Source organism: Streptomyces sp. YJ-C3 (assembly GCF_053891275.1).
Genome location: NZ_CM132685.1, coordinates 4,819,986 through 4,841,564, shown reverse-complemented (window position 1 = coordinate 4,841,564; position 21,579 = coordinate 4,819,986). Strand labels below are relative to the sequence as shown.

At 69.8% G+C, this 21,579-nt stretch carries 19 protein-coding genes and 2 pseudogenes; 9 read left to right on the top strand and 12 right to left on the bottom strand.

Annotated elements, in window-relative coordinates:
- The first annotated feature begins 30 nt into the window (after positions 1-30).
- Positions 31-1,263 (top strand): PP2C family protein-serine/threonine phosphatase, encoded by a 1,233-nt coding sequence (locus tag ACVHNB_RS21590; RefSeq protein WP_456225618.1) that lies wholly within the window; start codon positions 31-33, stop codon positions 1,261-1,263.
- 30 nt (positions 1,264-1,293) lie between these two features.
- On the opposite strand, the gene ACVHNB_RS21585 is transcribed toward ACVHNB_RS21590, so the two are convergent.
- The 4 genes from ACVHNB_RS21585 to ACVHNB_RS21570 form a co-directional block, all read right to left on the bottom strand.
- Positions 1,294-2,277: an aliphatic sulfonate ABC transporter substrate-binding protein gene (locus ACVHNB_RS21585; protein ID WP_456225617.1), complete on the bottom strand. Its 984-nt coding sequence runs from the start codon at positions 2,275-2,277 to the stop codon at positions 1,294-1,296.
- A 94-nt stretch (positions 2,278-2,371) separates the two neighbouring features.
- On the bottom strand, positions 2,372-3,151 hold the full coding sequence (locus ACVHNB_RS21580) for an ABC transporter ATP-binding protein (RefSeq protein WP_428957086.1): 780 nt from the start codon (positions 3,149-3,151) through the stop codon (positions 2,372-2,374).
- On the bottom strand, positions 3,148-3,960 hold the full coding sequence (locus ACVHNB_RS21575; RefSeq protein WP_428957087.1) for an ABC transporter permease: 813 nt from the start codon (positions 3,958-3,960) through the stop codon (positions 3,148-3,150). The genes ACVHNB_RS21580 and ACVHNB_RS21575 overlap by 4 nt, the downstream gene beginning before the upstream one ends.
- 19 nt (positions 3,961-3,979) lie before the next feature.
- On the bottom strand, positions 3,980-5,224 hold the full coding sequence (locus ACVHNB_RS21570; RefSeq protein ID WP_428957088.1) for an ROK family transcriptional regulator: 1,245 nt from the start codon (positions 5,222-5,224) through the stop codon (positions 3,980-3,982).
- Between the two features lie 377 nt (positions 5,225-5,601).
- Between ACVHNB_RS21570 and ACVHNB_RS21565 the strand changes: the two genes are divergently transcribed.
- Together ACVHNB_RS21565 and ACVHNB_RS21560 are read left to right on the top strand one after the other, a co-directional pair.
- The gene (locus ACVHNB_RS21565; RefSeq protein ID WP_456225616.1) at positions 5,602-7,089 is read left to right on the top strand and encodes a sulfatase-like hydrolase/transferase; all 1,488 of its coding nucleotides are present in this window, start codon (positions 5,602-5,604) and stop codon (positions 7,087-7,089) included.
- A gap of 38 nt (positions 7,090-7,127) precedes the next feature.
- A complete protein-coding gene (locus tag ACVHNB_RS21560) occupies positions 7,128-8,447 on the top strand; it encodes a family 43 glycosylhydrolase (protein ID WP_456225615.1) in 1,320 nt (439 codons plus the stop codon).
- A gap of 89 nt (positions 8,448-8,536) precedes the next feature.
- On the opposite strand, the gene ACVHNB_RS21555 is transcribed toward ACVHNB_RS21560, so the two are convergent.
- Together ACVHNB_RS21555 and ACVHNB_RS21550 are read right to left on the bottom strand one after the other, a co-directional pair.
- Positions 8,537-9,052, bottom strand: coding sequence for a putative immunity protein (locus ACVHNB_RS21555; protein ID WP_428957090.1), 516 nt, complete (start codon positions 9,050-9,052; stop codon positions 8,537-8,539).
- The gene (locus tag ACVHNB_RS21550) at positions 9,049-9,663 is read right to left on the bottom strand and encodes a putative immunity protein (protein WP_456225614.1); all 615 of its coding nucleotides are present in this window, start codon (positions 9,661-9,663) and stop codon (positions 9,049-9,051) included. The genes ACVHNB_RS21555 and ACVHNB_RS21550 overlap by 4 nt, the downstream gene beginning before the upstream one ends.
- Positions 9,664-9,868: 205 nt before the next feature.
- Here ACVHNB_RS21550 and ACVHNB_RS21545 point away from each other — a divergent pair, with 205 nt between their 5' ends.
- The gene (locus ACVHNB_RS21545) at positions 9,869-11,179 is read left to right on the top strand and encodes a glycoside hydrolase family 18 protein (protein WP_428957770.1); all 1,311 of its coding nucleotides are present in this window, start codon (positions 9,869-9,871) and stop codon (positions 11,177-11,179) included.
- A gap of 63 nt (positions 11,180-11,242) precedes the next feature.
- Here the strand turns inward: ACVHNB_RS21545 and ACVHNB_RS21540 are convergent, their stop codons facing one another.
- Complete coding sequence (locus ACVHNB_RS21540; protein ID WP_456225613.1) at positions 11,243-13,789, bottom strand: discoidin domain-containing protein; 2,547 nt, start codon at positions 13,787-13,789, stop codon at positions 11,243-11,245.
- A gap of 370 nt (positions 13,790-14,159) precedes the next feature.
- Positions 14,160-14,611 (bottom strand): annotated as a pseudogene (locus ACVHNB_RS21535) (TetR/AcrR family transcriptional regulator).
- 5 nt (positions 14,612-14,616) lie between these two features.
- Between ACVHNB_RS21535 and ACVHNB_RS21530 the strand changes: the two are divergent.
- Together ACVHNB_RS21530 and ACVHNB_RS21525 are read left to right on the top strand one after the other, a co-directional pair.
- Positions 14,617-15,265: pseudogene (locus ACVHNB_RS21530) on the top strand (SDR family oxidoreductase); the annotation flags it as partial.
- Between the two features lie 91 nt (positions 15,266-15,356).
- Entirely contained in the window at positions 15,357-16,286 is a 930-nt protein-coding gene (locus tag ACVHNB_RS21525) for an aldo/keto reductase (protein WP_428957093.1), read from the top strand.
- Positions 16,287-16,444: 158 nt separating this feature from the next.
- Here the strand turns inward: ACVHNB_RS21525 and ACVHNB_RS21520 are convergent, their stop codons facing one another.
- A complete protein-coding gene (locus ACVHNB_RS21520) occupies positions 16,445-16,846 on the bottom strand; it encodes a DJ-1/PfpI family protein (protein WP_456225612.1) in 402 nt (133 codons plus the stop codon).
- 224 nt (positions 16,847-17,070) lie between these two features.
- Positions 17,071-17,367: a hypothetical protein gene (locus ACVHNB_RS21515; RefSeq protein ID WP_456225611.1), complete on the bottom strand. Its 297-nt coding sequence runs from the start codon at positions 17,365-17,367 to the stop codon at positions 17,071-17,073.
- Between the two features lie 44 nt (positions 17,368-17,411).
- On the opposite strand from ACVHNB_RS21515, the gene ACVHNB_RS21510 reads away from it, so the two are divergent.
- From ACVHNB_RS21510 to ACVHNB_RS21500, 3 genes are all read left to right on the top strand, one after another.
- Positions 17,412-18,617 carry a cupin domain-containing protein gene (locus tag ACVHNB_RS21510; protein WP_456225610.1) on the top strand — a complete coding sequence of 402 codons (1,206 nt, stop codon included), beginning with the start codon at positions 17,412-17,414 and terminating at the stop codon, positions 18,615-18,617.
- 10 nt (positions 18,618-18,627) lie between these two features.
- Positions 18,628-19,524: a sucrase ferredoxin gene (locus tag ACVHNB_RS21505; protein ID WP_456225609.1), complete on the top strand. Its 897-nt coding sequence runs from the start codon at positions 18,628-18,630 to the stop codon at positions 19,522-19,524.
- A gap of 125 nt (positions 19,525-19,649) precedes the next feature.
- Complete coding sequence (locus ACVHNB_RS21500) at positions 19,650-20,339, top strand: GAF and ANTAR domain-containing protein (protein ID WP_428957098.1); 690 nt, start codon at positions 19,650-19,652, stop codon at positions 20,337-20,339.
- A 103-nt stretch (positions 20,340-20,442) separates the two neighbouring features.
- Here the strand turns inward: ACVHNB_RS21500 and ACVHNB_RS21495 are convergent, their stop codons facing one another.
- Together ACVHNB_RS21495 and ACVHNB_RS21490 are read right to left on the bottom strand one after the other, a co-directional pair.
- Positions 20,443-20,919: an ATP-binding protein gene (locus tag ACVHNB_RS21495; RefSeq protein ID WP_456225608.1), complete on the bottom strand. Its 477-nt coding sequence runs from the start codon at positions 20,917-20,919 to the stop codon at positions 20,443-20,445.
- Positions 20,920-21,139: 220 nt separating this feature from the next.
- On the bottom strand, positions 21,140-21,445 hold the full coding sequence (locus ACVHNB_RS21490) for a hypothetical protein (protein ID WP_428957100.1): 306 nt from the start codon (positions 21,443-21,445) through the stop codon (positions 21,140-21,142).
- Positions 21,446-21,579: the final 134 nt, after the last annotated feature.

Below are 21,579 nucleotides of genomic sequence, written 5' to 3'. Positions count from 1 at the left end.
GATGGTCCCCGACGTGCCGCAGGTGGAACCGTGAACGGACCCGTCATCGACTATCAGGCCGTGTTCCAGGCCTTTCCCGGTGCGGTCGCGCTGCTGACCCCCGACCTGGTGTACGCGGATGTCAACGAAGCGTTCCTCCTCACGTCCGGCCGCACCCGCGATCAGATCATCGGCCGCTTCCTGTTCGACGTCTTCCCGGACAACCCGCACGACCCCACCGCCACCGGTGTGCGGAACCTGTATGCCTCTCTGCAGCGTGTCGTCGCCACCGGGGAGCCCGACACCATGGCCGTGCAGCGCTACGACGTCGAGGACCCCGACCGGCCCGATGTGTGGCATGAGCGGTACTGGAGCCCGGTCAACGTTCCCGTCCGTGACCGCGACGGCACAGTGGTCCTGCTGCTGCACCGGGTGGAGGAGGTCACCCAGCTCATCAAGGCCCGCGGTCGCCACCACGGTGAGGACCGGGCACAGGTCCTCGAAGCCGAGCTGTACACCCGTGCGCGGGAACTGCAGGAGGTCAACGAGCGTCTGCGCAAGGCCCACGCGCGTGAACGGGAAGTCGCCCTCCACCTCCAGAAGGCGATGCTGCCCGCGTCCCGCCCGATCGGTCACCACAACGCTGCCGTCCGCTATCGCCCCGCGCAGGGCGCCTTGAACGTGTGCGGTGACTGGTACGACATCGTCGACCTGCCGGAGCAGGGTCGCACCGCCGTGGCGGTCGGCGACGTCGTCGGTCACGGGCTGGCCGCCGCCGGCGTCATGGGGCAGCTCCGCAGCGCCCTGTCCGCCGCGTGCCACGTCGCCGAGGGGCCGGCGCAGGCCCTCGAGGTGCTCGGCCTCTACGCACGCGCCGTCGCGGGCGGCGAGTCCACCACCGCCGCCTCCGTCTTCATCGACTGGAAGAGCAGCGCCCTCACCTACAGCTGCGCCGGTCACCTGCCGCCCGCCCTGCGCCACCCTGACGGCACCGTCGCCTTCCTCGACCAGGCCACCGACCCGCCACTCGGCGCGCGCCTCGAACACGCGGCCCGCCCTCAGGCGCGCGCCGCCTTCGTCGACGGATCGGTCCTGGTCCTGTACACCGACGGACTCGTCGAGCGCCGCCGAGAGGGCATCGACGTCGGCCTGGAGAGACTCGCCGCATCCCTCGCACGCCACCGCACCAGCGACCCCGACGAGCTGGGAGACGCGCTCCTGGCCGACCTGATCCCGCCGGCCGGACTCACCGATGACACCGCGTTGATCGTCGTCAGCCTGTGACGCTTGCTTCGCCCAGCCGGTGCGGGGGGCCTACTGGCTGTACTGCTCCGAGTAGAGATCGCCCGTGTAGTACTGCTTGGGATCGGGGTTCTTGTCGAGCTGCTTGTTGCGGACGAAGAAGTCGCCCAGCTTCTTCAGCCAGTCGTTCACCTCGCCGCTCTTGGTCTTGTCGGCCAGTTCCTTGGTGGAGAGGGTCTGGACGTGCGAGGCGTCGGCCTTGGTCTGTGCCTCGGTGACCTGGAGCATCTTCGCGGTGAGCCTGATCGTCTCGTCGGGGTGCTGCCGGCGCCAGTCGTTGGCCTGCTGCAGGACCTTGATGACCTTCTTGTTCTTGTCCTCGGGGACCTTGTTCCCGGCGACGAACGCGGTGGGGAAGAAGTCCCCGGTCTCCTTGGTGCTGGCTATCTCCTCCAGGCCCGGCACCTTCTTCTTGATGGTGTCGATGGCCGGGTAGAAGAAGCCGGCACCGTCGATCTTCCCGGAGGAGAAGGCGGAGACGATGGTGGACGGGTCCATGTTGACCTTGGTGATGTCCTTCGTGGTCATCCCTGCCTCCTCCAGAGCGATGTTGAGAACCATGTCGCCGGAGGTGCCTTCGGGTACGCCGACCCGCTTGCCCTTGAGGTCCTTCATGGACGAGATGCCGGGCTGGCCGATGACCCGGTCCGCGTAGGTGAGGGTGTCGATGGCGATGATCTTGGACTTGCCGGACGCGGGCAGCCACACCGCGCCGGGACCGATGTAGCCGTAGTCGAGATCTCCCGCGCTGAGTGCCTGGACCTGCACCGGACCGTTGTTGAACGACGTCACCTCGGCGGTCAGGCCCGCCTTCTTCCACAGCCCCTGCTTCTCGGCGATCGCCAGCAGGCTGGCACCGTTGTAGTCACCGATGTAGCCGAACCGCACCGTGCCGTCGTCCCCGGAAGAGCTGCCCGAACAGGCGCCGACGGCGAGCGAGAGCATGAAGGCGACGGGCAGCGCCGTGGCGGCGCGCCTGATCCTGTTTCTGGGCATGCTGGATGTCCTCTCGGGGTGATGCGTGGGGTGGTGCGGCGACGTGCCCGGGGGGAAGGGCCGGAAGAGACGGAAGGGCTCGGGTGGCGAAAGGTCAGGCAGCCTGGGGAGGGGCTTCCTGGTGGTACACGGAGGTCCACACCTCGTTGCGGATGCGCCGGAACTCGGGCGAGAGCCGGATCTCCTCGGTACGGGGATAGGGCAGATCCACGTCGATGACGCGGTGGATGCGACCGGGCCTGGCGGCCATGACGACGACCCGGCTCGCGAGGTAGACGGCCTCGTCCACGTCGTGGGTGATGAACAGCACGGTGCGCTTCTCCTGGCTCCAGGTCTGCAGCAGCTGGTCCTGCAACTGCACCCGGGTCAGGGCGTCGAGCGCCCCGAACGGCTCGTCCATCAGCAGCACTTGGGGATCGACGGCGTACGCGCGGGCGATGGCGCAGCGCTGCTTCATCCCGCCGGACAGCGTCTTGGGCAGGGCGTCGGCGAAGTCGCTCAGGCCGACGAGTTCGATGGCCAGCTCGGTGCGCCGACGCCGCTCCGGGGCGGGCACCGAGGCGAGCTTGAGCCCGAACTCCACGTTCTGCCGCACGGTCAGCCAGGGGAACAGGGCGTACTGCTGGAAGATCACCCCACGGTCGGGACCGGGACCGGAGACCGGTGTGCCGTCGACCAGGACGCTGCCCGAGTCGGGTTCCTGCAGCCCCGCAGCCATGCTCATCAGCGTGGACTTGCCACAGCCGGACGGACCCACGACGGTGACGAACTCCTGGTCCGCGATGTCCAGGCTCACTCCGCCCAACGCGGTGAAGGTCGCGCCCTTCAGGGGGAAGGTCTTCACCACGTCACGGAAACTGATCTTGCTGTTCATCGTCGCTCCTGCCAGCCGGTGAGGCGTCGTTCGGCCAGCAGCAACAGCCGGTCCATGACGAGCCCGAGCACGCCGATCGTGATCAGGGACACGAAGATCGTGTCCATTTCGAACCAGGTGGACGCCTTCTGCATCCGGTAGCCCAACCCCTCCTGCGCACCGATGAGTTCGGCGGCGACCACGGTGGCCCAGGACGCGCCGAGACCGATCCGCATGCCGACGAGGATGAACGGTGTCGAGGCCGGGACGACCACCTTGGCGAAGATGGTGCGGTCCGAGGCGCCGAGGACCCGGGCCGCGTTGATGAGCGTCCTGTCGACATCGACGACGCCCTGGAAGGAGGAGACGACGCAGGCCATGAACGAGGCCAGGAAGATCACGGCGATCTTCGGCACCTCGCCGATCCCCAGCAGCACGACCGCCAGCGGGATCAGCGCCAGCGGCGGGATGGTGCGGAAGAACTGGATGTACGGCTCGATCAGGGCACGCGCGGTGGCGTACCAGCCCATCAGGAAGCCGACGGGCACGGCCACGATCACGCCGAGGGCGTAGCCGAGCAGAACCCGGCGCAGGCTGGCGAGCGTGTCGGACGCCAGAGTGCCGTCGGAGATCATCGTGCCGGCCTTCTGCGCCACCGCCGTCGGCGTGGGCAGGTTCTCGACCAGGCCCAGGGCGGCCACGACGGCCCACACGGCGATGCCGGCCGCCACCGCGAGGACGTTGAGGAGCAGGGGCCGGCGCCGGGAGCGGCGCGGTTGCTGCCGGCGCGCGTCGGCGGCGGTCTTCTCGACCGGGGTGATCACAGCCATGGGTTCCTCGCTGGTGGATTCACGCGTGCTCCTCGGAGACGGGCTGCGGGTAGTGGGAGAGCAAGGGGGATTCATGCAGGACGAGGGCGATGGCGCCCAGCGCGCTGCCGGCTTCGCCGAGCGTCGCCCGCCGCACGTCCACGTGATGCCGGGCCAGCGGCATGAGGTGCCGGCGCAGGGCGCGTTCGACCGGTTCGAGCAGGGCGGGACCCGCCTCGGCCAGCTCACCGCCGACCACGATGACGCCGGGGCCGACGGCATGGCAGACCGCTGCCAGTACCCCTCCGACGTCGTTGCCGACGTGCTCCAGCACGTGCAGGGCGGACGGTTCGCCTGCCGCGGCGGCGTCGAGGAATCCGGGGAGGTCGCCGGCCCGGCCGCCGGCCTCGCGGTAGCGGTACAGCACCGCGTCGAGCGAGGCCCGGGTCTCCAGACAGCCGGTCCCGCCGCATCCGCACGCCCGGCCGGCCGGGTCCACGGTGATGTGCCCGAACTCGCCGGACAGCCCGTACCGGCCGCGGTGCAGCGCGCCGCCCACGACCAGGCCGCCGCCGACGCCGTGCGACAACCGCAGGTAGAGCACGTCGCTGCTGTCCGCCGCCGCACCCCAGACCGCTTCGGCGAGCGCCGCGAGCCGCGTGTTGTTGTCCAGGAGCACCGGTACCCCGAACCGCTTGCGCAGCAGGTCCGGCAGGCCGTCGATGGCCTGCGCGTGGGCGTGCTCGCTGCCCGGGTCGGTGATCGGCCCGACCACGCCCACGCCGATCGCGCTGAGTGCGTCGAGGCGGACGGCGCCCGGACCGCTCCGAGAGCCGTCGTCCGGCGCGTCGTCGGACGGTACGGAGGTCAGCGTGGCGAGGAGCCGGGACGCGATGTCGACGCGCTCGGGCCAGGACAGGTCCGCGGCGTGTCCCTCGCTCGCCGAACCGATCACCTCATGGGCGAAGTTGACCGCCGCCACATGCACGGCGCGGCGCGCGAAGTCGATGCCGACCGCCTCGCCGGCCGCCGGATTGAGGCTGAGCTTCTCCACCGGCCGGCCGCGCTTGCGCACCTCGACGTGCGGCGTGCTGGCGACCACGGCACCACTGCCCACGAGCCCGGCGACGATGTCGTACAGGGTGGTGCGGGACAGCCCGCTGCGGGTGCCCAACTCGGCCCGGCTCAGCGGACCGTGCTTGCGCAGCAGCTCGAGAACGGCTTGCTCATGGCTGCGTCGGAGCCGCGTCAGCGGACCGTCGTGTTCGTGCATGCAGGACAGCATGTGAGCGCCGAGTATTTTCGTCAATGAGTCGAAACAAATTGTTCATACGAACGCCATGGCCCAACAGGCCCGCCATCGCGGCCGACTTGATCTACTGACACGCACCACTAGGGGCGCCCTGAACCCCGCCCCGCGGCGATCCGACACCGCGGGACGGTGGGCGCGGGACAGGTGGAGGTGCCGCTGCCTCATTTAAGTACGCACTCTTGACGTAAATCATCGCCAGGTCGGAGCATGCGTCGCACGGCACCTTCGGGCACGCACCGTCAGCCGCGTCGGCCGACCCGAAGAGGCTTCCGCCGAGGCGTCATGACGGCGTGCCAGAAATCCCGACGCGAACCGAAAGGCCCTCCGTGCGCCACAGCATGCTCTTTCTGATGACCGACCAGCACCGCGTCGACACCCTGGGTGCGTACGGCAATCCGCATACGAGCACCCCGAACCTCGACCGGCTCGCGAGCGAGGGCACACGGTTCGACAGCTTCTACACGCCCACCGCGATCTGCACCCCGGCCCGCGCGAGCCTGCTCACCGGCGCGGCACCGTTCCGGCACAAACTGCTCGCCAACTACGAGCGCAACGTCGGCTATCTCGAGGACCTCTCCGACGGCCAGTTCACCTTCTCCGAGCAACTGCGCGGCGAGGGCTACAACCTGGGCCTGCTCGGCAAGTGGCACGGCGGCGTCCGGCGCACCGCCGCCGACTACGGCTTCGAGGGCCCCGACCTGGCCGGCTGGCACAACCCGGTGGACCACCCCGACTACCTCGCCTACCTGGCGGAGAACGGCCTGCCCCCGTACCGCATCACAGATCCGGTGCGGGGGACCACACCCAACGGCAGCCCCGGCAACCTCCTCGCCGCCCGCCTCCACCAGCCGGTCGAAGCCTCCTTCGAGTACTACCTGGCCACGCGCGCCATCGAGATGCTCCACCGCTTCGCCGCGCAGGAGGACCACGGTGAGGGGGCACCGTTCTTCCTGGCCACCCACTTCTTCGGCCCGCACCTGCCCTACATCCTCCCGGACGCGTACTACGACATGTACGACCCCGCGCTGGTCGAACTGCCCGCCTCCGTGGCCGAGACCTTCGCGGCGAAGCCGGCCGTCCAGCACAACTACAGCAAGCTGTGGGCGTTCGACACCATGACGCCGGAGGAGTCGCGGAAGCTGATCGCCGTCTACTGGGGCTACGTCACGCTCATCGACGAGCAGATCGGCCGCATCCTCGACGCCGTGCGGGAGCTGGGCCTGGACGAGAGAACGGCGGTCTTCTTCACCGCCGACCACGGCGAGTTCACCGGCGCCCACCGGCTGCACGACAAGGGACCGGCGATGTACGAGGACATCTACCGCATCCCCGGGCTGCTGAAGGTCCCCGGCGCCCCGACGGGGCAGGTGCGCGAGGAGTTCGTCTCCCTGACCGACTGCACCGCCACCATCCTCGACCTGGCGGGCAGCAAGACCGGGCCGGCCGTGGACAGCCGCAGCCTGCTGCCCCTCGTACGAGGCGAGCACCCGCAGTGGGACGAGCACCATCTCGCCGAGTTCCACGGCCACCACTTCCCGTACCCGCAGCGGATGTTGCGCACCAGAAGCCACAAGCTGGTGATCAACCCGGAGTCCCGCAACGAGCTGTACGACCTCGATGCCGATCCCGACGAGCTGCTCAACCGCTACGACCACCCCGAAATGCGCGGGATACGTACGGCGCTGACCCGGCAGCTGTACGACCTGCTCCGCGAGCGCGGCGACAACTTCTACCACTGGATGACGCCGATGTACGACGTCGAGACGGACTACGACACCACCCTCTCCGCCTTCGAGACCGGTGAGCCCGAAGCGGCGTCGAACACCCCGCACAAGTGACAGTCCCGGCGTCCCCGACGACCAAGGAGACAGAACCGATGACCAGACCCACGAACGGAACGCACCTCGGCCGACGCTCCGTGCTGGCCGGCATCGCCGGTTCCATGGGAGCGGCCGCCCTGCCCATGAACGCCGCCCAGGCGCTCCCCGCGAAGGGCGCGGCGCCGAAGCACCCGGCGAACTGGCCCGCCCTGGAGCCGTACGGCCTCGCGGACACCCGCGAGGACCTCTGGCCGCGCGAGGACAACTCCTTCGTCCTGCCGCTCGAACTCCGGCCCCGCGACAAGGAGCTGGGCCGGGTCTGGATGCGCGACACCTACGTCAACTGCTTCGTCGTCGACGGCCGCCCCCTCTACGTCGCCACCGGCACCACCCGCGTGCCCGGCCTCACCGCGGCCGCTCCCTGGAACGACGGCATCTTCGTGTGGACGGCACCTTCCGTGCACGGCCCATGGCGGCTCGCCGACACCACCCGCATCCGGCCCGGTGCCGAGCGGGGCAAGGTGTGGTCACCCGAGTTCGTCGGGGAGAACCGTCCCGGCCGCACGGTCGTCGCCCCGTGGCAGGAGTACTGGTACGACGACGAGTTCGGCAAGCGCGGCAACGCCTGGGCGCCCGAACTGCACTACTTCCGCGGCAAGTGGTACCTCGTCGCGTGCATGGGCGACCACTCCCAGAAGGTCGGCTCGTTCCTGCTGGTCAGCGAGGGCGGGGTCGCGGGCCCGTACCGCCTCGTCAAGGGCAACCTCGACAAGCCCTTCGGCGACTCGTTCATCGGCGGGCCGGCGTTCATCAAGCCCGGCGCCTACCACCACATCGACGGAAGCCTCTACTCGGAGGGCAACGACGCGTGGCTGGTGCTGCACAACCACCTCTACGCCAAGTTCCGCAAGGACATGGAGGACATCGTCCCGACGTCGAACCTCCCCGCGTTCGAGCAGCAGCCCTACACACCCGAGCCGTATCTCGAGGGCGCCTACGTGTTCAAGCACGGCGGTAAGTACTACCTGCTGCAGGCCGCGTGGGACCGTACGTCGGCGCAAGCCGACGGCAGCACTCGCTACGCCTACGATCCGCCGGGTACCGGCCGGACGCAGTACCAGTACGACGCGGTGGTGGCCGTCGCGGACCGCTTCGAAGGCCCGTACTCCGAGCGCTGGACCGCGGGCGTGGGAGCCGGGCACAACAATTTCTTCAAGGACCACGAAGGCGGCCTGTGGGCGACCTTCTTCCGCAACCCCGCCTTCGGCTACTGGGCCGACCCGTCCCGCGTCGACGACGCGGCGGTGGCCGGCGTCGTACGGATGGAGTGGACCGGCCCGAAGGGGAACCGCCTGTACGTCCGGCGGCGCGCTTAGGGAGCCGGTGGCACGGGGAGCGCCGACGGCCATGTGGCACTCCCCGCCGCGCGGAGCCCGCACGCACGGAGCGGGCCACCGTACGGGCATCAGCAGTCGAACACCGACCAGCAGATGTCGTTGCGCAGCCGCTGGTCATCGAGGACGAGTTCGCGGATCGCCGCCGGGAGCTGGTCGCGCTGCCACCGGCACTCGCGTCGTCCCGCGCTCTCGCTCCCGCCGTCCGGGGCCGCCGCGCGGGCGGCCTTGATCGCGTAGGCGGCCGCGCCGAGTTCGTGCGCGGCGACGTGGGCGACGGCCCCGGCCTGACCGGCGGCGTACGCGGCATGCCGTGCCGCTCCGCGCAGGTCTCTGGCCGCCCCCATCGCATGGCCGCCCGCCGCGCGCGCCTGCATCATCCTGACCTCGCCGCGTACCCAGGCCCGGGCGCCCGCGATCGCCTCGCGCGGTCGGGGATCCCCGGGCCGGGCCGACTCGAAGAGCTCAAGGACGTGCTCCGCACACGAAGCGGCCCACAGGGCGAGGAGACGGTGATCCGCGTCCGTGAGAGTCCCGCCGCGGCGGATCGTCACGAAGCGCGGGTCCCGGACCTTCGGGAGGATCACGACGTGTGCTCCGTCCCGTGCGCCTCGGCTCCACTCGCGCAAGGGTGCTCCGGTGACCGGTCGGCCTCCTGTCGCAGGGAGCGATCCAGCGTGCTCATCAGCCGGGCGACGCGATTGCCGCCGCTCGCCGCGGGCGGGTACCGGCGGAGCACATCGACGAGCACCGGTGTCGCACGCTGCCGCGACCGGTCCAGCAGGGCATCCCCGATCGCGGGGTCGTCGCCCGCCTGTAGCTCCCCGATGCGCGCGACGCTCGCGGCGGCGCGCAGGATGTGGCCGACCTGGGCGGCCTGGGCGAGGGGGTGCAGATACGCGGCCGATGCCGCGTCACCCGCGGATCGCGCGGCCAGCCGCGCGGCTTCGGTGGGTGCGGACCGGGCGGCCCGATGAGCGTCCAGAGAGGCGACGCGCTGCAGCTTCGTCCGGTGAGCACCGTCGATGAACTCCCAGGCCGCGTCGATCGCCGCACGGGGACGCGGATCGTCGGGAACGGCCTGCTCGAAGACCGACAGGACGTCCTCCGCGTCGCGCACCACGTATCGTGCCACGACGCGCAACTCATCCATCGTCAGTTCGAAGTCGCCGGACACCGTGTGCTTGCTCTGTGACATGTCCCCGCATCGTACCTCTGAGCGCTCTTCTGAGGCCGTGAAGCCGGTGGTGGCCGAGACGTGCACGACTCCACAGGCAGGTCGGGCTTTTCGGACTCTTGACCCGGATGGTCCAGACCAATAACTTCTTGTGCACACAAGTCCGTTGCTCTGCACGGTACTTGCTTCCCGCCTCACAGGAATGAGCCCTGCCATGCGCCCACGCCTGCGCCGAAGACTTCTGTCCCGTGCGGCCGTCGCCGTCACGTCGCTCTCCCTCCTCGGCGCGTTCGCGCCGGCCGCCTCCGCCCACGGCGGGCACCACGACAGCCTGCGCCGCGTCGGCTACTTCACCCAATGGGGCGTCTACGGGCGCGACTTCCAGGTCCAGGACCTGGACCGCAGCGGCGCGGCCGCCCGCCTCACCCACATCAACTACGCCTTCGGCAACATCGGCACCGACGGGAAGTGCCTCATGGGCAACGTCCCCGGCGAGTCCGACCCCTGGGCCGACTACCAGCGCCCGCTCGACGCGGAGAACTCCGTGGACGGCGTCGCCGACACCGACACCCAGCCCCTCGCGGGCAACTTCAACCAGCTGCGCGAGCTCAAGGCCGCGCACCCCGGCCTCAAGGCGATGATCTCGCTCGGCGGCTGGTCCTGGTCGACGAACTTCTCGGACTCGGTCCGAACTCCCGCCGCCCGCAAGGCCCTTGTCGCGTCCTGCATCGACCTCTACATCAAGGGAAACCTGCCGCAGGACGGCGCCCGCGGTGGTCAGGGCGCGGCGGCCGGTGTCTTCGACGGCGTCGACCTGGACTGGGAGTGGCCGGGCTCCGAGGGGGACACCGACACCGTGTACCGCCCGGAGGACAAGCAGAACTTCACCGCGCTCGTCGCGGAGTTCCGCCGCCAGCTCGACGCCTACGGCCGCACCCGGCACAAGCACTACGAGCTCTCCGCGTTCGTGCCGACGGCGCCCGCCAAGATCGATGCCGGGTTCGAGGTCCGCAAGATCATGAAGGACTTCGACTTCGTCAACCTCCAGGGCTACGACTTCCACGTCAGCGGCGAGAAGACGACGGCCCAGCAGTCCGCGCTGTTCGCCCGGGACGACTTCAGCGTCGACGGCACGGTGGACGCCTGGCTGCGGCGTGGTGCCCCGGCCCGCAAGCTGGTCGTCGGCATGCCGTTCTACGGGCAGGGCTGGACCGGCGTGAGCGGCGGAGGCGACGGCCTCGGTCAGCCCGCCTCCGCGCCCGCCCCGGCGAAGTGGGCCGCCGGGTACGCGGACTACAAGGAGCTGAAGGCGCTGACGGACTCGGGCACGTACACGCTGCACCGCGACCGCCGCGGCGGCCACGCCTGGCTGTTCGACGGCACGACCCTGTGGACGTACGACGACCCGCAGGTGCTGGCGCAGAAGTCGCTGTACGTACGGGCCAAGGGCCTCGGCGGCGCGATGTTCTGGTCGCTGGACGGCGACACCCCCGACGGGGAGCTGGTGCGGACCGTCGACCGCACCCTCGGGCACTGACCAGCGCGTGCGGGGCGGCCCGTGGTCGGACCGCCCCGCACGCGGCGCGTCAGCGCATCGGGATCACGGGAACGACGTGATCTTGGACGGTGTGGTGCTGGTCCCCGAGGTCGGGGAGCCGGTGTTGTTCACGACGTGGGCGTACTGGCCCTTGCCACCGAGCGAGATGACCTGGATGTCGTGCAGCTTGATGCCCGACTTCACCGGGACCTGGAAGCCGTGCTGCTGCACGATGCTCGGGTCCGAGGTGTAGTTGCAGTAGCTGCCCAGACCCCAGGCCTCGTGCGTGTTCACACTGTCGGCGACCTTGTAGGCCGCGTATCCGACGATGCCGTCGTGAGTGATGGCCGCGGCGTTGGGCGCGTCGTACGCCTTCTCGTTCTGGAAGAAGATCGTGCGTCCGCGCTCGCCGTTCCAGAGCACGTCGTACTTGTTGAAGTGCTCCACGAACAGGCCCGTGGCGAGGACGTCGTCACCGTTCACGACGAGTCCGTAGTCGGCGCGGTTGGTCTCCCAGCCGACGCCGTCGCCGTGGTCCGCCCGCCAGATCCAGGTGTGGTCGACGAGGACGTCGTCGCTGTTGACGACCACGGAGTTGGTGGCGAGGCCGGGGCCCGCGCCGCCGATCCGGATGAACACGTCCTGCATGCTGGTCGGGTTCGCGGCGTGGTCGGCGCTGGCGCCGGCCCCGCCGATCTGCAGCAGCGTGTCCGACTTCTTGGCACCGGCGTCGATCAGGAAGCCGGCCAGCTTCACGCCGTCCACGTCGGCGACGTGCATCGCGTCGACGCCGTTGTCGGGGACGATCGTGGCGAGCCCCAGACCGAGGACAACCGTGTTGGCGCGGTTGACGTTGATGGTCTGGTCGAGGTGGTAGACGCCGGGCGTGAACAGCAGGTTCAGGCCCTGGGAGAGCGCCTGGTTGATGGTGGCCGCGGTCGCGCCGGGCTTGACGACGTAGAACTGGCTCAGCGGGAGCGACGTGCCCGCGTTCGCGGGCCAGGACACGCCTCGGGCGTTGGTGCGCTTGGCGGGGACGAACACCTTGTAGTCGTTGCCGTCCAGGTAGAGGAACGGCTTCTCACGGGAGACCGGTGTGTTGTCGAGCGTGGTGTACGGGCCGGTGTCGAAGTTGGTCGCCGGGGCGCCCTGCACGCCGGTGAACGTCATGTTCCACACGCCGTTGGTCCAGCCGCCCACCGAACTGTCGCGGGTGTACCACTGCTGCTGCGAGTACGGGCCGACCGTGCCGTCGATCTTGGAGTCGGCGATGTAACCGCCGGAGGCCCAGCCGTACCCGTTGGGCGCGAGGTTGAGGCCGCCGGTGACGTGGATGCGGCGGAACGGGGCGGCCTGGGCGACGGCCCAGCGGTCGGTGCCGTTCACCGGGTTGAGGGAGAGGTTCTCGGCGGAGCGCCAGAAGTTCTGCGTGGCGTTGCCGTTGAACCAGCCCGCGTCGACGGTGACGTCACCGTTGATCTTCGTGTCGTCGGGGTTGATGCCGAGACCGGAGATGGACGTGTAGAAGCCGAGCTGGGCGTTGATGTTGTTGTACGTGCCCGGCTTGAGCAGGAACTGGTAGCGCTGCGAGCCGAACTGGTTCGACTCCTGCTGGGAGAAGACCTGGTCGAACTTGGCCTGGAGGTTCGCCGTGCCCGGGTCGACGACGATGACGTTCGGGCCGAGGTCACCGCCGCCCTCCACCGGCGGGGTCGTGCCGCCCGATCCGGTGTGCACCGCCACCTCCCACAGGGAGTAGCCGTAGCCGGTGGCGCGAGTGGTGCCGTAGACGCGCAGGTAACGGCCCGAGCCGCTGACGTCGTACGAGGCCTGGCCGCCGGTGCCGGCCGTGACGTCCTTGAGGGTCGTCCAGCTCTGGCCGTCCGCGGAGGCCTGGATCTTGAAGGCCTTGGCGTACGCGGCCTCCCAGTTGAGGTCGACCTTGCAGATGCTCTGCGACGAGCCGAGGTCGACCTGGACCCACTGCGGGTCGGACGCGGCGCTGGACCAGCGGGTGCCGGCGTCGCCGTCGAACGCGGCGGAGGCCGGGGTGCCACCGTTCTCCGTCGAGGACGCGGTCGCCGCCTTGCCCTTGGCGGCGTTGGCGGTGGAGCAGCTGTCGGCGGGCGGTGTGGTGCCGTTGCTGCCGAACACCTGGAACTCCCAGAGGGAGTAGCCGTACTGGGTGGCGCGGGTGACGCCGCTCATGCGGACGTAGCGGCCCTGGCCGGAGACGTCGAGGGTGTCGGTGCCGCCGTCGCCGTCGGTGACGGACTTGACGTCGGTCCAGGTGGAACCGTCCGTCGAGGTCTGGATCTTGTAGCTCTTGGCGTACGCGGCCTCCCAGTTGAGGACGACCTTGGTCAGGGTCGCCGACTGGCCGAGGTCGACCTGGAGCCACTGGTTGTCACTGGCGGCGGATGACCAGCGGGTGCCGTTGTCGCCGTCGACGGCGGCGGAGGCGGGCGTGCCGCCGTTCTCGGTGGAGGAGGACGTGGCGGTCTTGCCTTGGGACAGCGGCGTCTCGGCTGCCGCCGCGGGGATCTGGGCGGGGATGGTCACCAGCGCTGCCGCCGTGGCGAGCGCGATCCCCAAGGATCTCAGTCTCATGCGTTTCACTCCGTGCGGGGGTGAGGGTGACGGCGGCCCGGGAACCGCTGTCACCGAGTGAACGCTCGCCTGGGTCGGCGGGCGCAGTGGAACGCACTCCTCCCATGTGCGGAAGGGGTGAACGGCGTTATGAAACGGCTTAGTTCGAGGTTTGATTTAAGGGTCGAGGCAATCGTTCGGCAACCCCTGGGAAACGACTTCTTTTCGGGACTCGAAGGGATGGATCACCGTGCACCCCCGTATGGTCCGGTTCACCTGCGTCGATGCCGCTCCCGCGCCGACCGGGCCGGTGCCACGCCATCAGAAAATGAAAGAGCCCCTCCCTTCCGTGAGGTGGGGGAGGAGGGGGCGGCCGGGGCGAGAGGCGCCGCTACGCGCGGGCCGTCAGTCCGTCGAGGATCAGGTCGAGTAGGCGCTCGGCCTGCCGGCGCTCGTCGGATCCCGCCGATGTCAGGGCTGGACCATGTCCCGGCTGTGGCCGTAGGGATTGCTCCCCGCGGCGGCGATGGCGTGCAGGGCTTCCGCCATGCCGTGCTTGGCGGTGACGTAGTCCAGGAAGAGCCGGGTCCAGGCGCGCAGGGCTTCGAGGGGCGGCCCCGCGGCCGGCAGTCCGGGGACCGCCTCGCACAGCTGGACCACTTCGTTGCGGTACACCGCCTCGATCAGCGCCTCCCTCGTGGGGAAGTTGCGGTACAGCGTGGCGCTGCCCACGCCCGCCTCCTTGGCGATGCGCTCGAGGTGCGCATCCAGCCCTTCGCTCGTGCAGACGCGCACCGCGGCCGCCAGGACCTTGTCCCGGTTGCGCCGCGCGTCAGCTCGCAGCGGGCACGGCCACCCACCTCGCGGAGAAGGGCGCCCGGCTCGTACTCGGCGCCCGGCGGGAGGACCGGCTGAAGGCGGTCGTGGACCGGATCACGGCGCAGGGCGGCACGGCCGTCGGGGCTGTCGTCGAGGTGACGCGCCGCGAGGATCTCAAGCGTCTGACGGACACCGCCCTCGACCGGTCGGCCGGCTGGACGTCCTGGTCTCCAACGCCGGAACCATGGCGGTGTCACCCTTCGACGACCTGCGCCAGGACGACTGGGACGCCATGGTCGCCGCACACATCACCGGCCTGCTGAACGGAATCGGGGCCGCGCTCCCGATCTTCCGCCGCCAGCGCTCCGGCCATTTCGTGAACGTCGCCTCCACCGCCGCCTACGTCGTGAAATCCCCCCAGACCGTGTACGCGGCGACCAAGACGGCAGTGAAGGTGCTGACGGAGGGCCTGCGGCAGGAGTCGGGCCCCGACCTTCGGGTCACCCTCATCTCGCCGAGGTTCACGGGAGTCCCGAGGCCGCGGCGGCGCTCGCCCGGCAGCGTGACGAGATCGCCATGCCGCCCTCCGCCCTCGCGTCCGCGATCGGGTACGCGATCGAGCAGCCCGCCGGCATCGACGTCGGCGAGATCGTCGTCCGGCCCACGGTGCAGGGCTGACACCGGCCCGGAGGCCGGTTCCAGCACTCGCGCCGTCGGCTTCCCTGTCTGTCGCTGGCGTTTCGCGGACCTGCTCGGTCAGGATGGCCTCATGAAAACGATCTCATTCCCCCAGACCGAACTGCGGGCCTCGAACGTCGTCCTGGGGCTGATGCGTATCGCCGAACTCTCCGATGACAGCGTCCGCACCCTCTACGGCAGCGCCCGGGACGCGGGGATCAACACCTTCGACCACGCGGACATCTACGGACCCTCGCGTCACGCGTGCGAGGAGCGGTTCGGCCAGGCCGTCAAACTCACCGCGGCGGAGCGGGAGTCGATCGTCATCCAGAGCAAGGTCGGCATCCGGCCCGGCTTCTTCGACTTCTCCAAAGAGCACATCGTGCGCACCGTCGAGGAGTCGCTGGCGGCCCTGCGCACCGAGTACCTGGACGTGCTTCTGCTGCACCGGCCCGACACGCTCGTGGAGCCGGAGGAGGTGGCCGAGGCCTTCGACGAGCTCCACTCGGCGGGCAAGGTCGTGAACTTCGGCGTCTCCAACCACACGCCGGGCCAGGTCGAACTGCTCAAGACGGCGGTGCGCCGGCCCCTGGTCGCCAACCAGGTGCAGCTGAGCATCACCCACTGCCCGATGATCGCCTCGGGCATCGCCGCCAACATGGCGGGCCTCGACCAGTCGATCGACCGCGACAACGGCCTGCTCGACTACTCGCGCCTCCAGGGGATGACCCTGCAGGCCTGGTCGCCGTTCCAGAAGGGGTTCTTCGACGGCGTCTTCATCGGCGACCTCGAGAACTACGGGGAACTCAACACCGTCCTGGACGAGTTGGCCGCGAAGTACGAGGTGACCCCGACCGGTATCGCCGTCGCCTGGATCACCCGCCACCCGGCGAACATGCAGGTGGTGCTCGGCACCACCAACCCCGGCCGGGTGGCCGAGTCCGCCGCGGGATCGGACCTCCCGCTGACCCGCGAGGAGTGGTACCGACTCTTCCGCGCGGCCGGTCACACGCTGCCTTAGGTGTGTCAGACCGACACACCTGGCGGCGGACAGGAGTAGTCGGCCCACGGTCCGCAGAGCCCGAAGCGCGGCCCCGGCTCACCGTTCCCCGTGGCGTCGACCTGTTCCACGGCGTTTTGGCCGGAGCGTCCGTGGGCCCGTCATCCGGCCCGCAGAACCTAGTCGATGGCGTCGAGGAACGCCGGAAAGTCGTCGGAGGTGCGCGAGGTGATCAACGTCCAGCCGTTGGCGTCGCAGACCCGCACTCCCTCGTCGACCCAGGTGCCCCCGGCGTTGCGGACGTCGGTGGCCGTTGACGGATACGAGGCCAAGGTCTTGCCCCGCAGGACATCGGCTTCGACGGCGAGCCACGGGCCGTGGCAGATCGCGGCGACAGGACGGCCGGAGGAGGCGACATCACGCAGCGCCTTCACGGCCGTTTCCTGGAGGCGCAGCGTGTCCGCGTTGATCGCGCCGCCCGGAACCTGGAGCAGGTCGTAGTCGTCGACCCGGGCGTTGCCGACGGACCTGTCGATGTTCTTCCAGTACGCGAACGCCCGCTCGGTGACGGGCCCGGTCACGCCGTCGTGCCGATGGGCGCGCGAGTACCCCGGACAGGCGAGTCAAACGTGGCCGGGCTGGTGCGATACCCCCACCGCTCCGACCGCCGTATTCGGCCATCGCCGGGCCGTCCCTTGCACACCTCGTCGCTTCCACTCCGGTTGCTGGTGGGACCCGTGTGGGCGAGTTTGTTAGGGGATACGGGGGTACCCAGAGACGTCGCCCCGTCCCACCCGTTCGATTCTCAGGAGGAGACATGACGAACCCCGATCAGGACCCGAACCAGGCCGAGGGTCCCGCGGACGGTGGTGCGGCAGGTACGCCGGGCGTGCACGACGGCGGTGCCGACGGTGGGGCGGAGGGGCCCGCGGACGGTGGTGCGGCAGGCACCCCGGGAGTCCACGACGGTGGAGCCGACGGCGGGGCCGAGGGTCCTGCGGACGGTGGTGCGGCGGGTACGCCGGGCGTGCACGACGGCGGTGCCGACGGTGGGGCGGAGGGGCCCGCGGACGGTGGTGCGGCAGGCACCCCGGGAGTCCACGACGGTGGAGCCGACGGCGGTGCCGAAGAGTCCGGCAGGGGCGTTTGAGCATCTCTCCCATCGAGCTCCAGGACGCCGACCCCCGGACGGGCGTCGGCGTCCTGGACGCACGCCTGACCCACCTGAGCCGACAGGAGTTCGCCCGCGAGTTCTGGGCCCGCGCACCCTTGCTCACGCGTGGAGCCAGTGATTTCGCCGACCTGTTCTCCGCCGACGCCGCCGATGAGCTGATCTCCCGGCGCGGCCTGCGTACGCCCTTCCTCCGCGTGGCCAAGGACGGTGCCACCCTTCCCGCGTCGTCGTTCACGGCCCCCGGCGGAGTCGGCGCGTCGGTCGCGGACCAGCTCGACGACACCGCCCTGTGGCGCAGCTTCGCCGACGGCGCGACGCTCGTCCTCCAGGCTCTTCAGCGCACGTGGGAGCCGGTGGCCGACTTCAGTGCCCGCCTCGGTACGGAGCTGGGGCACCCGGTGCAGGCCAACGCCTACGTCACCCCGCCGCAGAACCGCGGGTTCGACGACCACTACGACGTACACGACGTCTTCGTCCTGCAGGTCGCGGGCACCAAACGCTGGATCATCCACGAGCCGGTCCACCCCGATCCCCTCCGCGACCAGCCCTGGACCGATCACCGCTCCGCGGTCGAGGAAGCCGCGAAAGGCGATGCCTGTATCGACACCGTTCTCGAGCCGGGTGACGTTCTCTACTTGCCGCGAGGCTGGCTGCACGCCGCCCAGGCACAAGGTGCCGTCTCGATCCATCTGACGCTCGGGATCCACAACTGGACGCGCCACGCGCTGGCCGAGCAGCTCGCCCAGTCCGCACTGGCGCTGCTGCGGGACGACCCACAGATGCGCAGATCTCTGCCGCTCGGCACCGACGGCCCGGCCGACGAGCTCGGAATCGTCCGCGAGCGCCTCATCGCCGCCCTGACGGAAACGGATCCCGCGCCCCTGTTCCACCGGACCCGGCGGCGTCAGGCCCGCCCGGCGCCGCTGGGACCGCTGGCCCAGCTCGATGCCGTCGACCGCCTCGCCCCTGACTCGCAGGTGCGGCTCCGTGAGGCACTGGACGCGCGGCTGGAAGGCCGCCGCCTGCACACACGCGTCGGCTGGCTCGACTTCCAGGAGAAGGACCTGCCGACGGTGAACCGCCTGCTCGGAGGTCAGGCCCACACCGCTCACGACCTCGGCCTCGAACTCGTCGAGAGGCTCCTGCGCGCGGGCGTCCTGGTGCCCGCCGAACAGTGATGTGGCCGCGGTGACCGCGGAAGCACGGTTCTTCTGCGCCGATGCCGCCCGCTCGCGGGACGACCCGCTGGCGGGCACGGCGCCGTACGGGTCCACCTGGATCCTCATCGAGTACCGAGGCGGCTGGCCGCCCAACGGCTTCGACGGCCTCCCCCTCGACCCCGGCACCAAGGGACTCGTGTTCGCCGCGGCCCAAGCCCTGCGGGCACGAATTCTCCTGATCAGACGCCACGGACGCCGCCTGCCCGAAGATCCCCGGCGCTGGGCGGTACTGCGCTACGGCGACGACGGTGCCCACCGGCAGACGTGGGGCACATGGAACCGTGACGAGGACCTCGCGGGCATCGTCGATGCGCTCGGCACCCCCGGGGAACCGGGCCGCCCGCCCGTCGTCCTCGTCTGCGCCCACGGCATGCACGACGCCTGCTGTGCTGTGCGCGGCCGGCCCGTGGGGCGAGCCCTCAGCGAGCGTTGGCCGGACCTGGTCTGGGAGTGCACCCACGTGGGCGGTGACAGATTCGCCGCCAACGTCATTGTCGCGCCCGACGGGGTCTACTACGGCAACCTCGACGCCGCGTCGTCCGTCAGCGCGGTCGAAGAGCACCTGGCCGACCGTGTGCACGCAGACCACCTGCGCGGCTACACGAATCTCTTCCCGCCCCAGCAGGTCGCTGTCGCAGCTGTCCTCGCACGCTTCGGCCCGGCCGGCCGGCATCACTACGTGATCGAGGAGACGTCGCGCGACCATGACCGCTGGCGCATCCGCGTCACGAGCCGCACGCTCCTGTCCCCGGTGTACGACGTCGAGGTGCGGTCCCATCGAACGCCGCCGCGTCAGTTGACGTGCCGAGGACGATCAGTGAGTTCAGCGGTCGTCTACGAGGCCACGTCGATTCGCGTCGGTTGAGGGTGCTCCTCAGGCTCCTTCGCACGGTGACGATGAGATGTCCCCGTACCTGGCCCCCGGTTCGGAAACGGGTTCGTGGGAGGCTGGCGTCAAGGCGCGCAGGCGGCACGACGCAGGGAGGACGCATGGACTGGCGGGAGTTCGCCGTGCAATTGGCGTCGACGGCGCGGGAGCTGTTGGCGCAGGACTCCGTGGACGGCACGTTGCACAAGGTGACGCACTCCGCGCTGCAGCTGATCGAGGGCTGTGACGCGGCCGGCATCCTCCTGCTGAGCAAGGGACGGACGGAGACGCTCGCGCCCACGGAGCAGCTCGTCAACGAGAGCGACAGGCTGCAGGTCAGTCTGAGGGAGGGGCCGTGCTTCGACGCGGCTCGCACGGGCCACCCGGTGTTCCGCATCAAGGACATGACCGAAGAGAGAGTCCGATGGCCTGCCTACGCGCCTCAGGCGCACGCCCTGGGCATCGGCAGCATGATGGGATTCCTGCTCTACACCGAGGACGAGGACCTGGGCGCCCTCAACGTCTACTCCAGAAGGCCCGGCGCGTTCACCGAGGACAGCCAGACAGCCGGCTGGACGCTGGCCGCACATGCTGCCGTGGCGTTCTCCAGCTCACGGGAGCAGGCGCAGCTGGAGAACGCTGTGACCACCCGGCACACCATCGGAGAGGCCATGGGCATCCTCATGGCCGGGCACAACCTGTCCGAGAAGGAAGCCTTCGACGTACTGCGCCGCTACTCGCAGGAGCGGAACATCAAACTCCGCGAAGTCGCCCGCCGGGTCTGCGCCGAGGGCGGGCTGCGCGAGGAATGACGACCACCCGGACTCTCACACGATCCGGTAGGTGCGGAGGAACGCGGTGAGGTCGTGCGCGAGGAGTTCGGGTTCCTCGGCCGCGCCCGAACCAGTCGAAAGGTCAAGCGGCCGAGGTGCCCCGGGCCGGACGCGGGGAATGGTCGCTGACGGGCAGGGTCGCGGTGATGCGCTTGCCCACGCGGTCCGGGCAGACCTCGACGTGCTGACTGACGGCCTCCAGGATTTCCATGCCGTGCTGGCCCGGACGGGTGGGGTCCGCTTCGAAGGCCTGCGGAAGGGCGGTGCTGCTGTCCCAGACGCTGATCCGCAGGACCGTGTCCGTCAGTTCGAGTTCCAGCAGGTAGGGACCCGGCGCGTACTTCGCCACGTTGGTGACCAGTTCACTGACTGTCAGCTCGCTGACCTGCGCAAGCCGTTCGCTGACCTCACTCGCATGAACGGTGCGCGCATGCTCGAGGAATCGTGCCGCCGCGCGGCGTGCATCACCGGGTCCGGCGTGCTCCTGGGACGAATAAGCCCGGATCAGAGGTGCGTCCTGCTCCAGCCGACAGTGGCATGTCGCCTCCTCCTCAGCCATTGTCCTCTCCTCAATGTCAACGTGCCGTGCACACGCACATCCTGACACCGGCCTCGCCGCGCCATGCGCCTGTGCCGACTTTCTCCACTGTCGCGTGCCGCCACCCGCACAGTCTCTTGATGTGACTCTCGCATCTCGGCCGTGCCGCCGCCTGTCCGGATCGCTGACATCACCCCTGGCTTGGATGTCCGTCCGCGCACGCCGCACGTTCAGGTCCGCGTCAGAGGCCGGGTTCAGCCGCGGCTTCGCGGTCGGCGTCAGCGGTCGCGGTGAGAATGCGTATCTGTTCGTGCGAGCGGCGTGCGGCGCGCCCGATGCGGCGCAGCGGCCATCCCTCGGCGCGGGCCTGAGCGGCGGCCCGCGCCAGCTCGCGCGCGCATACGTCGTCGAGGGCGGCCTCGAGCACGGCGAGGGACGACAGCCTGTCCGCGAGCGGGGTCCGCTCCAGTTCGCGGCACAACTCCTCCGCCTGTGTGGCGAGTTCGCGTATGCGGTCCTGCCACTGGGGCGGGGAAGTCGTGGGCATGTCCGGGCCTCTCCACAGAAGAAGGGGGCCACCACCACAGGCAAACGCCCAGTTCCTTGCAGCGGAGAGTCTGTGCCAGAAGCACTGCCGTCCCACCCTACGCGCCTTGCCTGGGAGCTCCGCCGGCTCGGGTA

Excerpts from the sequence above, each read along its gene's own strand:
- ACVHNB_RS21585 (WP_456225617.1), bottom strand. The coding sequence starts at position 2,277 with ATGCCCAGAAACAGGATCAGGCGCGCCGCCACGGCGCTGCCCGTCGCC.
- ACVHNB_RS21580 (WP_428957086.1), bottom strand. The coding sequence starts at position 3,151 with ATGAACAGCAAGATCAGTTTCCGTGACGTGGTGAAGACCTTCCCCCTG.
- ACVHNB_RS21575 (WP_428957087.1), bottom strand. The coding sequence starts at position 3,960 with ATGGCTGTGATCACCCCGGTCGAGAAGACCGCCGCCGACGCGCGCCGG.
- ACVHNB_RS21570 (WP_428957088.1), bottom strand. The coding sequence starts at position 5,224 with ATGCTGTCCTGCATGCACGAACACGACGGTCCGCTGACGCGGCTCCGA.
- ACVHNB_RS21565 (WP_456225616.1), top strand. The coding sequence starts at position 5,602 with ATGACCGACCAGCACCGCGTCGACACCCTGGGTGCGTACGGCAATCCG.
- ACVHNB_RS21560 (WP_456225615.1), top strand. The coding sequence starts at position 7,128 with ATGACCAGACCCACGAACGGAACGCACCTCGGCCGACGCTCCGTGCTG.
- ACVHNB_RS21550 (WP_456225614.1), bottom strand. The coding sequence starts at position 9,663 with ATGTCACAGAGCAAGCACACGGTGTCCGGCGACTTCGAACTGACGATG.
- ACVHNB_RS21540 (WP_456225613.1), bottom strand. The coding sequence starts at position 13,789 with ATGAGACTGAGATCCTTGGGGATCGCGCTCGCCACGGCGGCAGCGCTG.
- ACVHNB_RS21525 (WP_428957093.1), top strand. The coding sequence starts at position 15,357 with ATGAAAACGATCTCATTCCCCCAGACCGAACTGCGGGCCTCGAACGTC.
- ACVHNB_RS21500 (WP_428957098.1), top strand. The coding sequence starts at position 19,650 with ATGGACTGGCGGGAGTTCGCCGTGCAATTGGCGTCGACGGCGCGGGAG.
- ACVHNB_RS21495 (WP_456225608.1), bottom strand. The coding sequence starts at position 20,919 with ATGGCTGAGGAGGAGGCGACATGCCACTGTCGGCTGGAGCAGGACGCA.
- ACVHNB_RS21490 (WP_428957100.1), bottom strand. The coding sequence starts at position 21,445 with ATGCCCACGACTTCCCCGCCCCAGTGGCAGGACCGCATACGCGAACTC.